Annotated in this window: 13 protein-coding genes; 6 read left to right on the top strand and 7 right to left on the bottom strand. The window is 48.1% G+C overall.

The window, feature by feature from the left end:
- Positions 1-8: 8 nt before the first annotated feature.
- On the top strand, positions 9-1,352 hold the full coding sequence (locus tag HB364_RS18320) for a T9SS type A sorting domain-containing protein (protein WP_167289662.1): 1,344 nt from the start codon (positions 9-11) through the stop codon (positions 1,350-1,352).
- Positions 1,353-1,456: 104 nt separating this feature from the next.
- Here the strand turns inward: HB364_RS18320 and HB364_RS18315 are convergent, their stop codons facing one another.
- Positions 1,457-2,212, bottom strand: coding sequence for a carboxypeptidase-like regulatory domain-containing protein (locus HB364_RS18315; protein WP_167289661.1), 756 nt, complete (start codon positions 2,210-2,212; stop codon positions 1,457-1,459).
- A gap of 375 nt (positions 2,213-2,587) precedes the next feature.
- Here HB364_RS18315 and HB364_RS18310 point away from each other — a divergent pair, with 375 nt between their 5' ends.
- Genes HB364_RS18310 through HB364_RS18300 form a run of 3 tightly spaced genes read left to right on the top strand, consistent with a single transcriptional unit; the run spans position 2,588 to position 8,100 of the window.
- Positions 2,588-5,671 (top strand): SusC/RagA family TonB-linked outer membrane protein, encoded by a 3,084-nt coding sequence (locus HB364_RS18310; protein WP_167289660.1) that lies wholly within the window; start codon positions 2,588-2,590, stop codon positions 5,669-5,671.
- 9 nt (positions 5,672-5,680) lie between these two features.
- Positions 5,681-7,210, top strand: coding sequence for a SusD/RagB family nutrient-binding outer membrane lipoprotein (locus tag HB364_RS18305; protein WP_167289659.1), 1,530 nt, complete (start codon positions 5,681-5,683; stop codon positions 7,208-7,210).
- Between the two features lie 17 nt (positions 7,211-7,227).
- A complete protein-coding gene (locus HB364_RS18300; RefSeq protein WP_167289658.1) occupies positions 7,228-8,100 on the top strand; it encodes a BT_3987 domain-containing protein in 873 nt (290 codons plus the stop codon).
- Between the two features lie 84 nt (positions 8,101-8,184).
- Here HB364_RS18300 and HB364_RS18295 read toward each other — a convergent pair whose 3' ends face one another.
- Both HB364_RS18295 and HB364_RS18290 read right to left on the bottom strand, forming a co-directional pair.
- Complete coding sequence (locus HB364_RS18295; RefSeq protein ID WP_167289657.1) at positions 8,185-8,679, bottom strand: SRPBCC family protein; 495 nt, start codon at positions 8,677-8,679, stop codon at positions 8,185-8,187.
- 2 nt (positions 8,680-8,681) lie between these two features.
- Positions 8,682-8,996 (bottom strand): ArsR/SmtB family transcription factor, encoded by a 315-nt coding sequence (locus HB364_RS18290; RefSeq protein WP_167289656.1) that lies wholly within the window; start codon positions 8,994-8,996, stop codon positions 8,682-8,684.
- Between the two features lie 417 nt (positions 8,997-9,413).
- Between HB364_RS18290 and HB364_RS18285 the strand changes: the two genes are divergently transcribed.
- Together HB364_RS18285 and HB364_RS18280 are read left to right on the top strand one after the other, a co-directional pair.
- Positions 9,414-9,911, top strand: coding sequence for a copper resistance protein NlpE N-terminal domain-containing protein (locus HB364_RS18285; protein WP_167289655.1), 498 nt, complete (start codon positions 9,414-9,416; stop codon positions 9,909-9,911).
- A 7-nt stretch (positions 9,912-9,918) separates the two neighbouring features.
- Positions 9,919-10,431, top strand: a complete 513-nt coding sequence (locus HB364_RS18280) for a hypothetical protein (protein WP_167289654.1) — start codon at positions 9,919-9,921, stop codon at positions 10,429-10,431.
- Between the two features lie 6 nt (positions 10,432-10,437).
- Here HB364_RS18280 and HB364_RS18275 read toward each other — a convergent pair whose 3' ends face one another.
- From HB364_RS18275 to HB364_RS18260, 4 genes are all read right to left on the bottom strand, one after another.
- On the bottom strand, positions 10,438-12,636 hold the full coding sequence (locus tag HB364_RS18275) for an alpha-galactosidase (protein WP_208419989.1): 2,199 nt from the start codon (positions 12,634-12,636) through the stop codon (positions 10,438-10,440).
- A gap of 100 nt (positions 12,637-12,736) precedes the next feature.
- Positions 12,737-15,142, bottom strand: coding sequence for a glycoside hydrolase family 95 protein (locus HB364_RS18270; protein WP_167289653.1), 2,406 nt, complete (start codon positions 15,140-15,142; stop codon positions 12,737-12,739).
- 15 nt (positions 15,143-15,157) lie between these two features.
- Complete coding sequence (locus HB364_RS18265; RefSeq protein ID WP_167289652.1) at positions 15,158-16,369, bottom strand: DUF4998 domain-containing protein; 1,212 nt, start codon at positions 16,367-16,369, stop codon at positions 15,158-15,160.
- 77 nt (positions 16,370-16,446) lie between these two features.
- Positions 16,447-17,631 (bottom strand): DUF5000 domain-containing lipoprotein, encoded by a 1,185-nt coding sequence (locus HB364_RS18260; RefSeq protein WP_167289651.1) that lies wholly within the window; start codon positions 17,629-17,631, stop codon positions 16,447-16,449.
- Positions 17,632-17,654: the final 23 nt, after the last annotated feature.

Below are 17,654 nucleotides of genomic sequence, written 5' to 3'. Positions count from 1 at the left end.
TTCTTGTAATGAAGCATATCTTATGGCTGTCGGGCATTGCTGTGAGCCTGTGTTCCGCTGTTGTGGCACAGGAACCTTATCCTGCTGGTCCCGGCACACTGGCGCCGCTGGTGAAGGCTGAATACTTTTTTGATACTGATCCGGGATTGGGCAATGGCACGCCTCTTACCTTAACGTCTTCTACCAATATTGCAAACTTTAGTACCACTATTGCGCTAAATGGCACCGGGTTAACCAACGGATTGCACAATTTATACCTGCGTGTACAGGATGCCGATGGTAAATGGAGCCTTTCCAACATCGGCTTTTTCGATAATGTGGCAGTACCGCTCTATCCCACTCCGGCAGCAGCCCCTGCCCTCTCCGGAGCCGAATATTTTATTGATAACGATCCCGGGCCGGGTAATGGTACTCCCGTTGTTTTACCATCTGCCACCAACGCTGCCAGCGTAAATGTGCTGGTGAACCTGATGGGACTATCAGCCGGTGTGCACAGGTTATTCATACGCATCAGGGATGCGGAAGGCCACTGGAGCTTTTCCAACTATGCACTGTTCGACAATTCAATGGTAACACCTTACCCTACGGCGCCTGCAGCAGCGCCCCCCATTGGGCAGGTGGAATATTACCTGGATAATGATCCGGGTTTCGGGAATGGGCATCCTATAAGTGTGGGAGCTTCTACAGAGGTGGCTAATTTTTCCTTCTCTGTTCCTTTAACAGGTGTTGCCCAGGGCCCTCACACGCTCTACCTGCGCAGCAAACAAAACCCCTGGAGCATGTCAGCCTATGCCGATTTTACGCTGGGCGCTACCCTGCCAGTTCACTGGCTCTATGTAAAAGGGGAAGTTAAAACAGACGGAACCCTGCTCTCCTGGGCTACGGGAATGGAACAACAGGCTGACAAGTTTATTGTGGAGTACAGTACAGATGGCGCCACTTACTTAGCAGCCGGCGAACTAAAAGCTGCCAACCAATCCAACGGCAGCACATATTCCTGGCTTCACCGGCACACTACCAGCGGCGTTGTCTATTACCGGATCAAACAAACCGACCTGGATGGTAACTATGAATACTCAAAGACCATTGTACTGTTGTTCAGGAACAACTTACCCTCCTATGCACTCTTTCCCAATCCTGCTACTGATAGGATTCATGTGGCATTGCCACCGCAACGCGCTGTTATCAGCTTGTCGGTCTATAACAATGATGGACGACTGTTGCAGAAGATGCCGGCAACTGGTTCTTCCGGTGTGGTAAGCATGCCGGTAAGTCAATTGCTGAAGGGGACCTATTACCTGGTGATTGAAGAGAAAAGCGGCAAGACTACCCTTCCTTTTGTGAAGCAATAGGATGTTCTTCATTAAAAAAGGGATTGGGCATTCTGCCTTCAATCCCTTTTTCTATTCTTCGCTTTTCTGTCTTTGTACTCTTCGAGACCTGCAGCCGTGAAGCCTTATTTCTCGTTGTATTCCAGGATAGCCATATTATTACCAGTGCTGGTAGTCGGCTCAAAATCCAACTGCAGGCTGGAGGTAAATGGCCCTGTGCGGTTGTGTTCCTTGTCCCTTAATTTAAGCGGGATATTACCTGTTGCGGATGGATAAACTGCCGTCACTGTATAGCGGCCGATGGGGATATCCACCAGTTTACCATAAGTATCGGTGGCGGGTTGACCATGTTTCATTTTGATCACCTCGCCGGTGGAGCCGTCAATCAGGGCGCCTGCGGGGGTTAACGTGAATTCAATATTTTCGGAATCGTAAATCTCGCTCAATATATACTTATCGGTGATGATAGTACCACCATAATGACCTGTCAGCGGCACAGGCTTTTTACCGCTCAGCTTCCATTGAAAGTTGCGGATGGCGCCTTCACCGCTAAAGCCCGCCGGATTATCCGGGTGCAGGTCTATCTTATACGTCTTTCCATTATAGTCCACATTCATTTCGGCATAGGCCTGCCAGGCACTGTTGAACAATTTAATTTGATACGTGCCATCATCTTTTGTAGTACCCTCCAGGTAGCTGTTGTATAAAAGGGTGTTGTCAATAAGGATGGTAACTCCTTTCAGCGGGCGGCCCTGGGTATCGGTAACCTTTCCTTTTACCACATTGGCAGTAGGTGTTCCACTGTCTTCTTCTTTCGGGTCTTTTTTGCAGGATGAGGTCAATAGTATGACCGCAAGGCATTTGAAAAATAGCGCACTCATTTTCATGTTCATTTTTTATGGTTAAAAATTAGATACTGCGCGGCTGTGCACAGATGGCGTGGGGTGAGCAGGCTTTTTGGGTATAAAGTTGTAGCAGTGCCTGCCTATAAAATGCAGTGGAGCGCTGAAATGACAGACCAATACTTCTGAATGATGGTAACTGGGACTGTAATGACTATACGTAGTATTTATTTAGGCGGATCTATACATGGATTGGTCAATAAGGTAAACCGATAGCCAGACGTAGCACTGTTTGGCATTACAGCGCCTGTATCAGTCGCTTGAGTAGTTAATTATTCCATTCTGTCGGTTTTGTGTTTCAAAAGCATTGCATTGGTTGTCTGTATTCATTCACCAATCAACCAAATCTACGATATGAAGCAAATTTTGACTGTTGTCTTTACCCTGCTTCTGCTGCACCTGCAGGCCCAGCAGAAACCGGTATCAGGGGTTGTCAAGGACAGTAAAGGAGAGCCTGTGCCATTTGCCACGGTCCTGGAAACCGGCACAAAAAGAGCGGTACAAACCGATGCGAACGGACGTTTTTCCATCCGTGTCAATGATGGCGCCAGGCTCACGATCACTTCTTCGGGCTATGCGCCGCAAACAGTAACCGCCAGCGAGGGTATGACCATTTCCTTAACGGTGGTCAGCAATAACTTAAATGAAGTGGTAGTGACCGCCCTGGGTATCCGGCGGCAGCCCAAAGAACTGGGCTATTCTGTTACGAAGGTCAGTGGTGATGACGCCTCCAGGGCAAAACCAATCAATGTTCAAAATGGATTAACGGGCAAAGTATCAGGTTTGACTATCCAGACCACCAACAACGGGGTATTTGCCGATACCCGGATCACGCTGCGTGGCATCCGTTCCCTGACAGGTAATAACCAGGCCTTGCTGGTGATTGATGGATCGCCGATGCCTTTATCGCTGATCAGCACGCTTAATCCCAATGATGTACAGGATGTGACGGTATTGAAGGGCAATACCGGCGCTGCCTTATATGGCCAGGAAGGCGGGAATGGTGTGATCATTATTACTACCAAAAGTGGCAACCGCAGCAAGCCTGTCATTTCGATAGGCACCACGATCCAGCGGGAGACGATCTCCTTTGTACCTAAATTTCAAAAAGAGTATGGCAATGGAGAAAGTGAAAACCCCGACGGAACGCCACATCTTGATGTATGGACCAACAATAGTTTTGGTCCCCGGTACGATGGCAGTGAAGTGGCCCTGGGTGATCCCCTGGAAGACGGCAGTGTAAACAAAGTGCGGTATGCTGCTCAAAGCAAATCGCCTGCTGAGCAGTTTTTCCGTCCCGCCATTACCTTTCAAAACGATGTGTCCATTTCCGGCGGGGATGAGAAAAGCCGCTATTATTTAAGTCTTCAGGACGTAAAGGTGAACGGGTTGATCCCCAAGGATGAAAACCGTCGAACCACGATCAGGTTGAATGCCAGCCGTGAATTTGGCAGACTTTCTACCTCTTTCAGGATGTTCTATACACAAGGCAACTATAATATCGTGAACCAGGACAGGGGTTCAGCCAATAATATATACCGTAGCTTGTTTAAAACAGCAGCCCATGTGCCTATTACTGAATTCAAGGACTGGCGCAACAATAAGTTTTCCACGCCCGATGGTTATTACAACCGTTTTGGCTGGAATCCCTGGATGTTGATCGATATTGACCGCAATAAGGGCCGTTCTGATGACCTGGTGGCCACTCTTGAGGCATCCTACAAGATCATGGAAGGTTTCAATTTCACTTACCGCCTGGGTACCAATGTGGCATTCGTCAGTAATAAAAGTGTGTTGGGAGCCATTAATGTGTCCAAGTATACCACCGATCTGAAGAGTATACAATCTGTCAGGGCCTCTGTTTCAGATGCTATGGGCTTTGCCAGCCGCCTCAACTCAGAAGCATTTTTGACCTATAAGAAACAAATTAACCGTTTATCAGTAGACGGGCTGGTCGGGTATTCGGTTATCCAGCGCATTAATAAACAATTGGAGTCCCGCGGCAATAACCTGATCATCCCAACCCTGTACAATGTTAGTAACCGCTCTGGTGAGGCCATTGTTAACCAGGGTAACAGCGAGATCAGGACAACTGCGGTATTTGGCAAACTTAGCTTTGGATGGGACAACTGGGCCTTCCTGGAATTAACCGGAAGGAATGAATGGGACTCCCGCCTGAACATCAGCAAGAACAGTTTCTTTTATCCCGGCGGAAGTTTATCCTTGCTGCTGCATGAAGTGGTGCCCCAAATTAAAACCACTCCAATTAGTTACCTGAAGCTGCGTGGTTCATGGGCCTTATCGGGTACTGTAAACCTTGATCCGTATTCCCTGGAATCAACTTTCAGTTCGGGCACAGGATTCCCCTATGGCAACCTGGCCGGCTATTCGGCCAATGGCACTATCAACAACCCCGATATCAAACCTGAGTTTGTAAACGGTAAAGAAGTGGGTTTTGAGATCGGCTTTATGAACAATCGTCTCATGCTGGAAGCCACAGCTTTCCGCCAGGACAATACCGACCAGATCATTGGTGTGCAGGTATCCGGCGCTACCGGTTATCAGACCGCGCTGGTCAATGCGGCCTCTTTCGTCAATAAAGGCCTGGAGTTTGACCTGCGCCTGACACCGTTGATCCAGGCGGGCAAGGATTTTCGCATGGACCTGAAAGCCAATTATACTTATTCTGATAATGAAGTAACAAGCATCTACGAGGGACTTACCGAATTGGGCTCCATCAACTTCAATTATGCCATTGTAGGAATGCCGGCATACGTGCTTAAGTTGACCGATTTCAACAGAACACCGGATGGAAAAGTGATCGTTGACCGTGTTACAGGATTACCTACCACCGATCCTGTTACAAAAGCTTATGGCAGGACCCTGCCCAAGCATTTAATTGGTATCAATCCCTCTTTTCAATACAAAAAATTCTCTTTAAGTATCGTGGCTGATTACAGAGGCGGACACTATGTATACCATGGTATCGGCCCCAACCTTGTGTTTGAAGGATCTGGCGCCTTAACAACGCGCTATAACAGGAAGCCCTTTATCTTCCCGAATTCGGCTTATGATGACGGGACCGGAAAGTTTGTCGATAATACAGATGTTTTGACCAGTGGTGGTACAGCTACTTTCTGGACCGCCAATGTGTTCCAGAATACGCAATCACTCTATTATACCAGTGCAGCATCCTGGAAGTTACGGGAAGTATCACTTTCTTATGAACTGCCAGCCTCCATTTTACAGCGTACCCGTTTTGTAAAAAGCGCCGTGATCACCGTAAGTGGCCGTAACCTGTTTACCTGGGTACCTGGATCCAATATCTATACAGATCCGGAATTCAGCAATACAACCGGTAATGCGCAGGGTGTGAACAACTCTTTCAATACGCCGCCTACCCGTATTTATGGTGCTTCCATTAATCTTACTTTTTAATCCCAGTATATGAAGAAATTGATCATAGCATTTGCATTACCAGCCATACTGATCACAGGCTGCGGTAAAAGCTTTTTCGACATCAATGACAACCCCAATGTCCCTACAACCACCAGCATTACGCCCGACCTGATACTGCCGGCGGCATTGGCACGTACCGGCGGAGTGACCGTCAACAATGCCTTCAACAACTCCATTTCTACGCTGGGCGCCTGGATGGGCTACTGGGCCGTGGGCACCAACTATGGAGCGGTAACAGAGAACAAGTATTCCATGACAACAGACTTCGGCAATTCGAACTGGAATAATAATTATGATATCATTTTTGATTATCACACGATGCAACAGAAAGCTGAAGCCTCCGGCCAGGAATTTTATGCTGGCATTGCGAAGGTCATGAAGAGCCTGCACTACCAGATACTGGTTGATATGTTCGGCAATGTTCCGTATTCCAAAGCTATGGACATAAAAAAGAATATTACCCCGGCTTATGATAAGGGAGAGGATATTTATAAGGACCTGCTGAAGCAAATCACGGAAGGGATCACCCTGATCAAGAATGCCGATGTATCCAGGAACATTGATATTGCTAACGCGGATATTATGTTCCATGGCAATAAAGCGCAGTGGGCCCGATTTGGCAATACGCTGAAATTGCGTTTGCTGATCCATATGAGCCAGGTACCGGGCTTCAACCCCGCTACTGAGATCGCTGCCATTACTGCAGAAGGCAGTGGGTTCCTGGGGGCCGGCCAAACGGCTGCAGTGAATCCCGGCTATACGAGTGATAAGCCCAATCCTTACTGGTCAGTTTTTGCGTTTGGATTGGCGGGCAACTACTCCCAGGATTATCGCCGGGCCAACAATTTTGCACTGAACCTGATGAAAGGATTGAATGACGAGCGGTACAAATATTTTTACCGCCCTGTCCGTGGGGGCACTTTTGTGGGCCAGTACCGCGGTATTGACTTTGGTTTGAACAATGACCCGGCACATTTATTCGGCGAAGGCCAGTTGTCTGATATTGGTGGAGCGCCTACCACTGCCGGCGGAACCTCCGGATTGGCTAAATCTGCCACCATGGATGCCTGGGTGCTTACAGCCTACGAAAACCTCTTTTTACAAGCGGAAGCTGCCACACGGGGATGGATCAGCGGCGATGCAAAAAGCCTGTATGAAGAAGGTGTAAGGGAATCTTTCCGCTGGCTGGGCGTTCCCAATGCGGTAGCTACTGCCAATACCTATCTTGGCAATGCTGATGCGAGAATAGCCTGGCCTGCTGCACAGGCTGATCAAATTAAGGTGATCATCTGGCAGAAATATTTTGCATTCAACGGCAACAACCACCTGGAGTCGTGGAATGATTACCGGAGGACCGGCGTCGTACAGCCTGCTATTTCCATCGATCCGGGCCGTGAGACCGACCACGTTCCAACACGTTATCCTTATGCCACCAATGAGTTCAGTTACAATGCGGCCAATGTACAGGCAGAAGGTACTATTGACCCTTTTACTTCCACCGTATTCTGGGACCGTTAAACCAACAAACTAATACAATGAAACGAATATATTTCCTTGCAATGGCTGTCCTGTCGCTTTCGATGACAGGCTGCTTAAAAGATGAAGGTTTTGACAACAATGAAACCGGGCTCAAGACCAATAATAAAGACCGGTTCGTTGCTGTGATAAATGCTTATGAAACGAGGGGCATCAATATACAGGCTGTTTTTACAACGCCTGCCGAAGAACAAATACAGGCTTTTGTACTGTCACTCACAGGCCCGGCCTATGACAAAGATGTGCAGGTAACCTTAGCTCCGACGCCGGCCCTGGTGGCTGACCACAACGCAGCAAACGGTACTGAATACGAAGTATTGCCCGCTGCTGCCTATGATCTCAATCCGACGGTCACCATTCCTGCAGGTCAGCCTTATGTGGAGGTCTCTCTCCGGTTAAAAAAAGATGCCGTGGACCCTACAAAGGCTTATGCGTTGGGACTGCAGGTCGCTTCGGTGAGCGATCCCTCTGTTAAGTTGCCTGCCACTTCAAAGCAATCGTTATTGGGTATACTTCTCCGGAATGTTTATGATGGTGATTACCTGGCCACAGGCCATTTTGAGCATCCCACATCCCCGCGGGACTTTGAAACGGAAGTAAGTCTTGCTACCATTGGCGTCAATAGTGTATCCAAAGACCTCGGCGACCTTGGCAACACTGTAAGAATCAACTTAACCATCAATGCCGGCAATACGGTATCTATTGCCCCGGGGAGCGGCACTTCTGGCTCCTCCGCTACAGTAGCAGCTATTGCCGGAGATCCTGTTTACAACAATACGTATGATCCGGCCACTCATACGTTTTGGCTGAAGTATGGATACCCCAATCCTGGCCCTACGCGGATCATTACTGAAAAAGTAACCTTACAATAGCTAAGAAGAGGAAAAGATCCAATAACCGCCTAAAAAAAGGTTTCAGGCCAATAGACCTGAAACCTTTTTACATTATTAAGCAAATTATTTAGCCAGTACTTCATCAAGGTTACCCAACGCCATGGTAAAGCCTTGCTCAAAGCCCATTTCAATGATCTTTTGAAAACTATCTTCACTGGAGAAGCTGATCTCGATCGCTACGGTAGTGCCCTGACCGGTAGCTTTGAACTCAACCAGCCAATGCATATTGGGAAAATCCTCACCCTTATTGCCGTTTTCATCACAAAAAGCATCAATATACGTATAGCTTTTATTGGGCACGATCTTTTGGTAATCTGCCAGGCAGTAATGGCGCTCCCCTTCTGGTCCTACCATACTATACAGCCAACGGCCACCTTCCCGGAAGTCCATTGATTTCGTTTCTGTTTTCCAGGGCCTGGGCGCCCACCATTGGTCCAGTATTTCACTTTCTGTCCAGGCTTTCCACACCTGCTCCACAGGCGCATCAAATTCTCTGACGACGTGGACCTTTTTATTGGCCAGGTCTTTTGAAAAGACAAGTTCTTTGTTTGCAATCATGGTTATTTGTTTTTTAAGTTATTTAATACAGCATCCAGTTGATTGAACCTGGTTTCCCAGAGCTGCCGGAAAGGCTCTAACCAGTCTGCTATTACTTTCATCTTTTTAGGATTAAAATGGTAATAAATTTCCCTGCCTGATTGTTCCTGTTTTACCAGTTGACATTCAGTAAGGACTTTAATGTGCTTGGACACCGCCTGCCTGCTGGTATCGAAATGTTCGGTCAGTGCATTGGGCGTCATCGGCTGCAAGGCTATCAGGCTTAGGATGGCTCTGCGGGTAGGGTCTGCTATAGCTTGGAAAACGTCTCTCTTCATGGGTATACCTCTTTATTACGCAACTAACTGGTTGCAAATATACACGCAACTAATTGGTTGCGCAAATTTATTTTGGTTATAGTACTGATGGTTAGCTGCAAAGCGTATGCCCTGGCAGAGTATCGTTTTTGCCGGCGGCAATAACGGATTGCCAATCAATTGTTTTCTTTACATTCGTGTACAATTCCTGATAACATTAATTGTTATGATAAAATTTTACGGTACCCTTCTCTACACTGTACTACTCCCCTTTTTGATCATAGCACAAAAAAAGAGCACGATACGGTGGAAATAAAGAAAATGCTGCAGCCGCTTTAGGGTATTGGAGCAGCACTTCATCAAGCAAATCTTGCATTATGTGTAGTAAAGGAGGATCTGTAACCGCTTTTACGTAGGTTTAAAGCATAATTTTCTGTTATGAAGCTGTTTACATTTATCCTTGCCATCTTTTCCCTGTTTAGCGGCGAAAGAACTGCGCCAATACCAGGTATGAATGCCCCCGCCAAGGAGAAGTTTGCCGGCACTACTCCCTGCGGCCAATTGATAAGACCACTGCATAATATTGCCCCAAGTACCGATTGCGCATTGGTTGAATGGGAGCTTACTTTACTGCGGGACTCCGTCACACAGCAGCCTGCCACCTACCGGCTGACGGGTTACAGCCACTACACCCTGCCGGATAACAACTATTCCCAGCCGGGTATCAAAAGTGAATCTACCGGCAAATGGAGCATCGTACAGGGAACAGGCGCACATGCCCGCTCCATGATCTATCAGCTTACCCCTGCCAAATCCGGCACTACATTGCGCTTCATAAAGTTAAGTGATGACCTCCTTCATCTGCTGGATGAAAATGGAAGTTATCTGAGGGGGGATCCTTTCCAGAGCTATACCCTTAACCGCATTACCAAATAACAACTGTATGAAAAAGATACTGCTATTTATGGCTTTTATAGCGGGCATATTGGTTGCACACGCACAACCGCAAGGCCCGCCAGACACTATTCCACCCGGCTCCAGGATATTGGCCTGGTATGAAGGCAGAACACCCTGTAAAGAAATGGCGACCGAGCTGCAGATACCCGTTAGTGAACAATGCGCCAAGCGAAAATTATCACTAACGTTGTATGTAGACACGGTTACCAATAAGCCTACATTTTATAAGATGCGGGGCGTAGGTATCCGGACCGGTACAGGAAAATGGTCGATAGAGAAAGGAACTCCTACCGATCCGCAGGCTGTGGTATACCGGCTACATATGGGAACAGTGAGCCTGCTACTGCTGAAAGGAGATGAACAGGTACTATTCGTATTGGACAAAGACAAACACTTCCTGGTGGGCAATGCACAATATAGCTACACCCTGAACCGGGTCATGAATAAGCGATCCTGGGACAACTGGCGTAACCTGGTACACCGGGGATTGCCGTTTTAGCAATGCCTAACCCACCGCCTTCACCTCCAGTACCACACTATTCCTGCCGGCTTTTACATCGGGGTTAAAGCCTACTTTCATCAGGAACTCACCGGAGTACACTTTACTGCTATCAATAGTAGAAGTAGTTCCCGGATATACATTGAGTTCTTTGAGGGTGTATTTTTTGGCGGGATCAAGACCTTTAAACCGGATGGGCAGCAGGCTCCCCGCATCATACCGGTTGCTCACCAGGTAATTGAATACCACGCCCGTTGTTTTCTCTTTATTGATATACAGAACAGCAGCTACCGCATTAGTGAGCGGGTCTTGCAAACGGTACTGGTCGCCCTGCCAGATGATAGGCTTTACAGCATTATAGGTTTTAAGCGCCTCCTGGCAAAAGGTCATGTCCTTTTCTTTCAAATGACTGACCACAATATCAAAGCCTAGTTTGCCCATCATGGCTACATCCGTCCGGAACTTAATAGGCTGTTTGCCCCAATCGGTCACGTGGTTGGCAGAAGTGATGGCCGGGTAGAAATAAGAATACTCCCATTGCATGAAAATACGCTCCAGCGGATCGGTATTGTCACTGGGCCAGAACTCCGTAAAATATTGCAGGGCGGCATAATCCACCCGTCCGCCACCGCCGGAGCACAACATCATAGGAACAGTGGGATATTTCTTCCTGATCCTTTCCAGCACAGCATACAATCCCTGCACGTATTTAATATAAAAATGCGACTGGTTACCCAGGCGTGCAGCATAAGCATTATAGATAACCGCATTGCAATCCCATTTGATATAAGCCAGTGTGGGGTTCTTTGTAAACAAGCCATCTACTACATTGAACACAAAATCCTGTACGGCCGGATTGCTCAGGTCAAGCACCAGTTGATTCCTGAAATAGTGTTCAGGGCGGCCGGGTTGCTTCACCACCCAGTCAGGGTGTTGCTCATACAACTCGCTTTTGGGATTCACCATTTCCGGTTCGATCCAGATACCAAACTTCACGCCATTGGCCTGTGCTTCCTGCACCAGGGAAGAAATGCCATTGGGCAATTTCTTTTTATTCTCCTGCCAGTCGCCCAGGCCGGCCTTATCATCATTGCGCGGATATTTGTTGGCAAACCACCCATCATCCAGGAGAAACAGGTCTACACCCAGCTTCTTTGTATCCTTCAACAGCTCTTTCAGCTTCGCTTCATTAAAATCAAAATAAGTGGCTTCCCAGTTATTCAGCAATGTAAGCCTGGTACCTTTTCCATCCAGTAACTTATAATTACGCGCCCAGTTGTGCAGTTTCCTGCTGGCCTCTCCTTTCCCATTGGAGGAGAGCACCGATACGAAGGCCGGCGTTGTAAACACTTCACCAGCCTTCAAGATATAAGGCGATGCATAGTTATTGATACCTGCCATAATACGCAGGTTATCCTGGTTATCCAGCTCCAGGTCAACCCGGAAATTACCACTCCATTCCAGCGCCCCGTACAGCACAGTTCCTTCATCTTCAGTAGCAGGTTTATCAAGGGAGATCATAAATACCGAAGGTTGAAACAGGTTGGCCCTGGTGCCCAGTTTGGAGTCCAGTGTCTTGATGCCATGCGTAAGACGTGTTTCTTCGGCCTGCATTTCTTTGGCCCAATCGCCATGGTATTGCCGCAGCCAGTAACTGCCTGCCTTGAGGTATAAGCCTGCCGATGCATATTTATTTAGTACCACATTACCTTTCTCATTGTGCCTGATCTCGCTCCACTGCTCGGTAACATCTTCATTGAACCAGGACTTATAATAGAGCGTTACTTCAAAATTGTACACCGGGTCTTTTAAGAAGACAGTCAGCAGGGAGGTATTCTCATCCAGCTTTTTACTGTCGTGCCGCACATATTGCAGGTCGAGCGAATTATTGCCATCGACATGCGTAACAGCGATGGCCGGCTCAAACAGGTTCCTGGAACCGGCTGTAGCATAAGCAGCATTGGCTACGCCGGTATACTCGGCAGTTTGCTTATACATCGCAGGCACATGAGTATACTCATTTTTATCGGCCAGCTTAGCACCCATGTACACAATGCCCAGGTTTTTGTTGGCATCTGTTTGTAATACAAGGGCATGATGCTTTGTTTCAACTGGAATAGTTACAGGTTGCGCAAAGGCGGTTGGCTGTACCAAAGAAAGCAGGGCTACTGCCACGATCAATCCGGTTTCTCTCATTCGTTTCATAGTACGAAGTTGCATGTGGTGTTTTGTGTTCTTTAGGTCAGGGTGAGCTGCCTCCCGCAAAGCGGGACAAGCTTTGAGGGGCGACCCACCCTTTGATAAATCAGTTTAACAATGGTTGTGTACTTGTTGTTACTATGTTTCCATTCAACATTACTTTCACGGTCTGCTTTTTGGGCGACCTGAGTTGATAGCTGGTCACTTTGCCGTTCTTCCAGGCAAAGTCAACCGTAATATTCCCCCTGGCCCGCATGCCTTTCACAGCGCCTTCCGCCTGCCAGGCTTCGGGAATGGCTGGGATGAAGTTAATATATCCTTCATGGCTCTGGAGCAGCATCTCAGCAATACCGGCGCCGGCGCCAAAGTTGCCGTCAATCTGGAAAGGCGGTCCTGCAGACAGCAGGTTGGGATATACGCCCCCACCCGCTCCGTAATTAATGTTGGTCTTCAGCGTTGGTTTCATGATCTCCCTGAACAGTTTGTAAGCCCTGTTGCCATCGTGTAGCCTTGCCCAAAACAATTGTTTGTAGGCAATGGCCCAACTGGGACCGTCATCACCTCTTACATTCAGTGATTGCTTACAGGCTTCTGCCAGATCAGGAGTTTGTGAAGGTGTAATAAGATTGGCCGGGTAAAGTCCGTACAGGTGCGATATATGCCGGTGTTCCTTATCTGTTTCTTTATAATCTTCCAGCCATTCCATCAACCGGCCATCAGGAGCAATACGTCCGGGTGGCGGTATCTGCGCCAGCTTTGTTTTTAGTGTATCGCTGAAGGCTTTGTCTATGCCCAATGTTGCAGAAGCGGTGATTACATTGTTAAACAGTTCGCGGATGATCTGGTTATCAATGGTGGCTCCCATGCAAATGGCTGCATGTTTACCACTGCCATCAGGCATGTAGAAATGGTTTTCAGGTGATGAAGAAGGAGATGTTACCAGCCATCCGGTTTTGGGTTCTTTGATGAGGATGGAAGCATAAAACTGTGCGGATCCTTTCAGCACAGGGTATATTTTTTTAAGGTAGTTTTTGTCACCGGAAAATACATAGTGGTCCCAGAGATTATTACACAACCATCCGGAGCCGGATTTGGTAACGCCCCAGGAGGCGCTCTCACCGGGCTCGGTAAACATCCAGGGATTGGTGATCACGTGCGCCACCCAACCATCGGCATTGTAATAGGCTTTGGCAGTACGCTCACCATGAGGTACCATGTTCGCTACCAGGTCTGCCAATGGCAGGTTGAGCTCAGCAAGATTGGCCGGCTCTACACCCCAGTGATTCATCTGCACATTCACATCCAGGTGATAGTCGCCATTCCAGGGAGTACGGATCTGGTGGGCCCACAAGCCTTGTAAATTAGGCGGCAATAAACCTACCCGCGTACTGCTGATAGACAGGTAGCGGCTGAACTGGTAGAATAAGACCGTTAGTTGATTATCGGGTGTGGTGGCATTGTAAAATTGTTCCAGCCTTTTATCGGTGGTGAGCTTATCTGAACCACCGGACCCCAGCCATACCTGCTGACGATGGAAGAGTTTCCGGAAGTTAGTAATATGCTTTTTCTTTTGTAGTCCGTAATCAACAGCCATCGCTTTATCCAGCAACTGCTGTGCATGCTGGCGAAATGCCTTGTCTTTGAAACTGGTTTTGGCAGAAAAGAATACGACCACTTCAGTAGCATCGTTCACCACCAGTTGGTTGCCTGTTGTACTTAATTTGCCTCCCTGTAACCGGAGCGCCACCTGTGCGATGTATTCCATGCCCTTGCCATCGGTACCATTCTCCAGTTGGCCAACCATTTCCAGCGTCTTTTCATTCACCCGCACACTTCCTTTTTCTTCCCGGGATAGAGAGAGGTTAAAGCTGATCATGCCAGGCTTACTGGCAGTGATCCTGATCATGCCCACATCATCACCAAAGCTGGTGAAGTATTCCCTTTTATAGGTAACATCCCCTACCTGGTAAGAACAAGCCGCCAGGGCATCATCCAAAGAAAGCGTCCTGGTATAATTGCCATAGGGTACATCATTTCCCTGCACGCCCTTGTAGCGGAATGCCATACTGAGGTTGCCCAGGGTCTGGAAGCAACCAAAAGGTTCGGCACCGGAGCCTTTCCCGGTACAAATAAAATCCTTATCAATAAGGGCCTGTGCCTGGTCATTCTTTCCTTCCAGTAACAACCGTTGTATCTCCGGCAATTTCTTATACGCTTCTTTATTGTTGGCATCCTGTGGCGCGCCCGACCAAAGCGTAATGTCATTCAGCACGATGTTTTCTTTCCCCACACCTCCATCGGGCATCATGCCCAGGCGGCCATTGCCCAGCGGCAGGGTTTCTTCCCATTGGGCAGCCGGTTTATCATACCATAAACGCAACGGGGTATTGAGCCCCGACTGCGTGATTTTCCCCGCAGAGTCCCCTGCGGGAGACTCTGCGGAAAATGCCTGCTTTACAAAAACGCCAAAACAAATCGTTAACAGTAATAACAGAACGTTTTTTCTAGTCATGCAATAATTCCTGTATTAATTCACAATATATAATCTAAGACTGTTTAACCGGGTAGCTTCACCATCATCATTCATATACAGCAACAGGCCGAGTGAAAGCGTGGTCTTTTGGGTTAACTCAAAAGTAGTATCCCACGACCACCAGCCGTTTTCCAGTTTGGCCGACGCAATGGCTGTATTCACATTGTCTACATCCGGCAATCCATTAGGGCCGGCCATCGCTACCAGGTACGTATCATTCCGGGAGCCACGGTGGTACCAGTCTACCGATCCTTCAAACTTATACTTGCCGGGCGGCAGTGTAACGACCTGATGTATCTTGCCGTTCTGAATAGCTGCCCCTCCCCATCCTGCTTCAAAATAGATCTTGGGATCGCCGGAGATATCAGTGCCGCCATAGCCATTGTGGTTTTTGGCAGCGGGATTGGTGATCCAGTCGCGCAGCGTAGCCCAGCGGCTGCCATCGTTGGCGGCGTTGGCTACCGGCTTCTGGCTGTTCAATAAAGTTACTTCCGTAAATGCAGGCAATTCCTTCTGCGAAACAGTAAAAGTATCTATACCTACTTTCTCCGGCAAATACAAAGTGTTGTAAGTAATAAGATTTTTAATCCCCGCATTGGGCAGGATGGTTTGCTGGTCAACCAACTGTACATGCACTATCGTATCGCGGGGTACATTGTCTGCATCCACATAATGGAGTTGCATGCCGAGCACGCCTACATACGCATCCACATTGGCCCAATGGATAATAGCAGCCCCATCCTGTGAGAAGGAAGTTTTGAGTACTACCCGGTTACCCCGCTGATTTACGGAAGTCTGGAAGCTCTGGCCATATACATTACCGGTAACGATCATGGGTATTGACCGGTTGCCTTTGGCATCATACGTACGTACTGTAAAAGTGATAGGCCCTTCGGGCAGGTTGCTTACGATCTGCTTCAGGGTATCTATACCACCGGAGCGAACAAAGGGCGCTTCGAGTGAATCATTGCCACTATTCCAAAAAACCCTGTACTTCGTTACTTTGGGATCGCCTGCCAGCAAACCCGTGATCATTACCCGGCCATTTCCGGATATCACTTTCAGGGAGTCGAAGGTAGAAGGATAAATTACTTCCCCGCCTTCGGCAAACTTTTTATAGTCGTCCATCTTTTTGCAGGCAGCAAAGACCAGCAGGGTCAGTACTGCGAGGGTGCAAAAGGGTATGTTGATGATGTATCGTTTCATGAACGTAGTTTTTACTTTTTATAAGTTCCATTGTCCGCAGCGTCCCCTACGGGAGACACTGCGGGGAAATCTTCTATTTATTCTGTAGCCCAGATATTCATGTTCTGGATAACGATGAAATAAGAGCCGATCCAGTTATTCAGGCATTTGATGCGCAGGTACCTGTAGGGCGGTGTATCTTCATTGAAATCGAACGTGAATCCGGCCGCGCCGGCCGCAGCATCTGCACTGTTTTCCTGCCCCAGCGGCAGGCCCGAAGGCTTCACCACTTCACAGGTTAATATCTTCGTCCATTTAGACCAGTCGCCATCACGGGTTGGTTCATTAGAACCATATACTTCAAACCTGCGCGGACTTCCTTTGGCATAGTACAAGCTGCCTTCCCGGCGGGTAAGCAGGTTAAACCTGGTTAACTTAACCGGCTGTGGGCCTATGCTCCAGGTAATGGTTGTAGGAACGCCGGAACTTTCATCGGTATAGGTACAGGGCCATTCGTTGTTGAGCAATCCCTGCCACATCATTTCCACCGTGGTATTGAACGACATTTTGGTGTCGTTGTCACAAACAAAAGAAGCATACCTGGTCCTGTCCAGCAATACTTCTTTGGCGGGTGTAAGTGATATATACAAAGTATCGGTAGTATTGAGCCAGCGGTCGCGTACAAAGAAGGCAAACTTCTTTTGTACCGGCGTTAAACCACGGATGCTGGTAGCAATGATGGAATCGCTGGTGTAAATATTGTCGAGACTCACCCAGTCGCCCTTGCTCAGTGAATCCATCATGGGAACGATCACTACATTCCCTCTGTATTCATTGAGCGATTTGATCCGGATGCCGCCGGCAGTGGCCGATACCTGGAGGTTACGGAATACCAACTGGATCGGCGATACCAGCGGAGACACTTCTACACTCACAGGAGCAGACGCCACTTCACTTTTATTAACAGCTATCAGTTGAACGGAATGCTTCAGGGTATCTGAAAATCCGTCCACCCTGAGCTGATTGGTATAAGTAGAGGCTTTCACTTCCCGCTTTACGCCATTGGCCAGGGAATACACCGCCTTGATGTATAAGAGATCAGGATCAGCCGGCAGCGTATAAGTAATCACTGCAGCGCCATGCTCATTTTGAACCTGCACATTGGATACCTGCCCTGGCGGGTTGGGGTTATTTTCCTTAATACCGTTGGGGTCTTCTTTTGTGCAACTCCACATTCCTGCCAATGCGAAGAAGGTGGCTATGATCAAAGTATGCTTTTTCATATTTGTATGTTTGCAAGCCGTTT

Origin of the sequence: Paraflavitalea devenefica, assembly GCF_011759375.1 — a bacterium.
In the GTDB taxonomy this organism is placed as follows: domain Bacteria; phylum Bacteroidota; class Bacteroidia; order Chitinophagales; family Chitinophagaceae; genus Paraflavitalea; species Paraflavitalea devenefica.
This window is presented reverse-complemented; position numbering and strand designations above follow the sequence as displayed.

Bases quoted from the DNA above. Each gene is read 5' to 3' on its own strand.
- HB364_RS18320 (WP_167289662.1), top strand. From the start codon at position 9: ATGAAGCATATCTTATGGCTGTCGGGCATTGCTGTGAGCCTGTGTTCC.
- HB364_RS18315 (WP_167289661.1), bottom strand. From the start codon at position 2,212: ATGAGTGCGCTATTTTTCAAATGCCTTGCGGTCATACTATTGACCTCA.
- HB364_RS18310 (WP_167289660.1), top strand. From the start codon at position 2,588: ATGAAGCAAATTTTGACTGTTGTCTTTACCCTGCTTCTGCTGCACCTG.
- HB364_RS18305 (WP_167289659.1), top strand. From the start codon at position 5,681: ATGAAGAAATTGATCATAGCATTTGCATTACCAGCCATACTGATCACA.
- HB364_RS18300 (WP_167289658.1), top strand. From the start codon at position 7,228: ATGAAACGAATATATTTCCTTGCAATGGCTGTCCTGTCGCTTTCGATG.
- HB364_RS18295 (WP_167289657.1), bottom strand. From the start codon at position 8,679: ATGATTGCAAACAAAGAACTTGTCTTTTCAAAAGACCTGGCCAATAAA.
- HB364_RS18290 (WP_167289656.1), bottom strand. From the start codon at position 8,996: ATGAAGAGAGACGTTTTCCAAGCTATAGCAGACCCTACCCGCAGAGCC.
- HB364_RS18285 (WP_167289655.1), top strand. From the start codon at position 9,414: ATGAAGCTGTTTACATTTATCCTTGCCATCTTTTCCCTGTTTAGCGGC.
- HB364_RS18280 (WP_167289654.1), top strand. From the start codon at position 9,919: ATGAAAAAGATACTGCTATTTATGGCTTTTATAGCGGGCATATTGGTT.
- HB364_RS18275 (WP_208419989.1), bottom strand. From the start codon at position 12,636: ATGAAACGAATGAGAGAAACCGGATTGATCGTGGCAGTAGCCCTGCTT.
- HB364_RS18270 (WP_167289653.1), bottom strand. From the start codon at position 15,142: ATGACTAGAAAAAACGTTCTGTTATTACTGTTAACGATTTGTTTTGGC.
- HB364_RS18265 (WP_167289652.1), bottom strand. From the start codon at position 16,369: ATGAAACGATACATCATCAACATACCCTTTTGCACCCTCGCAGTACTG.
- HB364_RS18260 (WP_167289651.1), bottom strand. From the start codon at position 17,631: ATGAAAAAGCATACTTTGATCATAGCCACCTTCTTCGCATTGGCAGGA.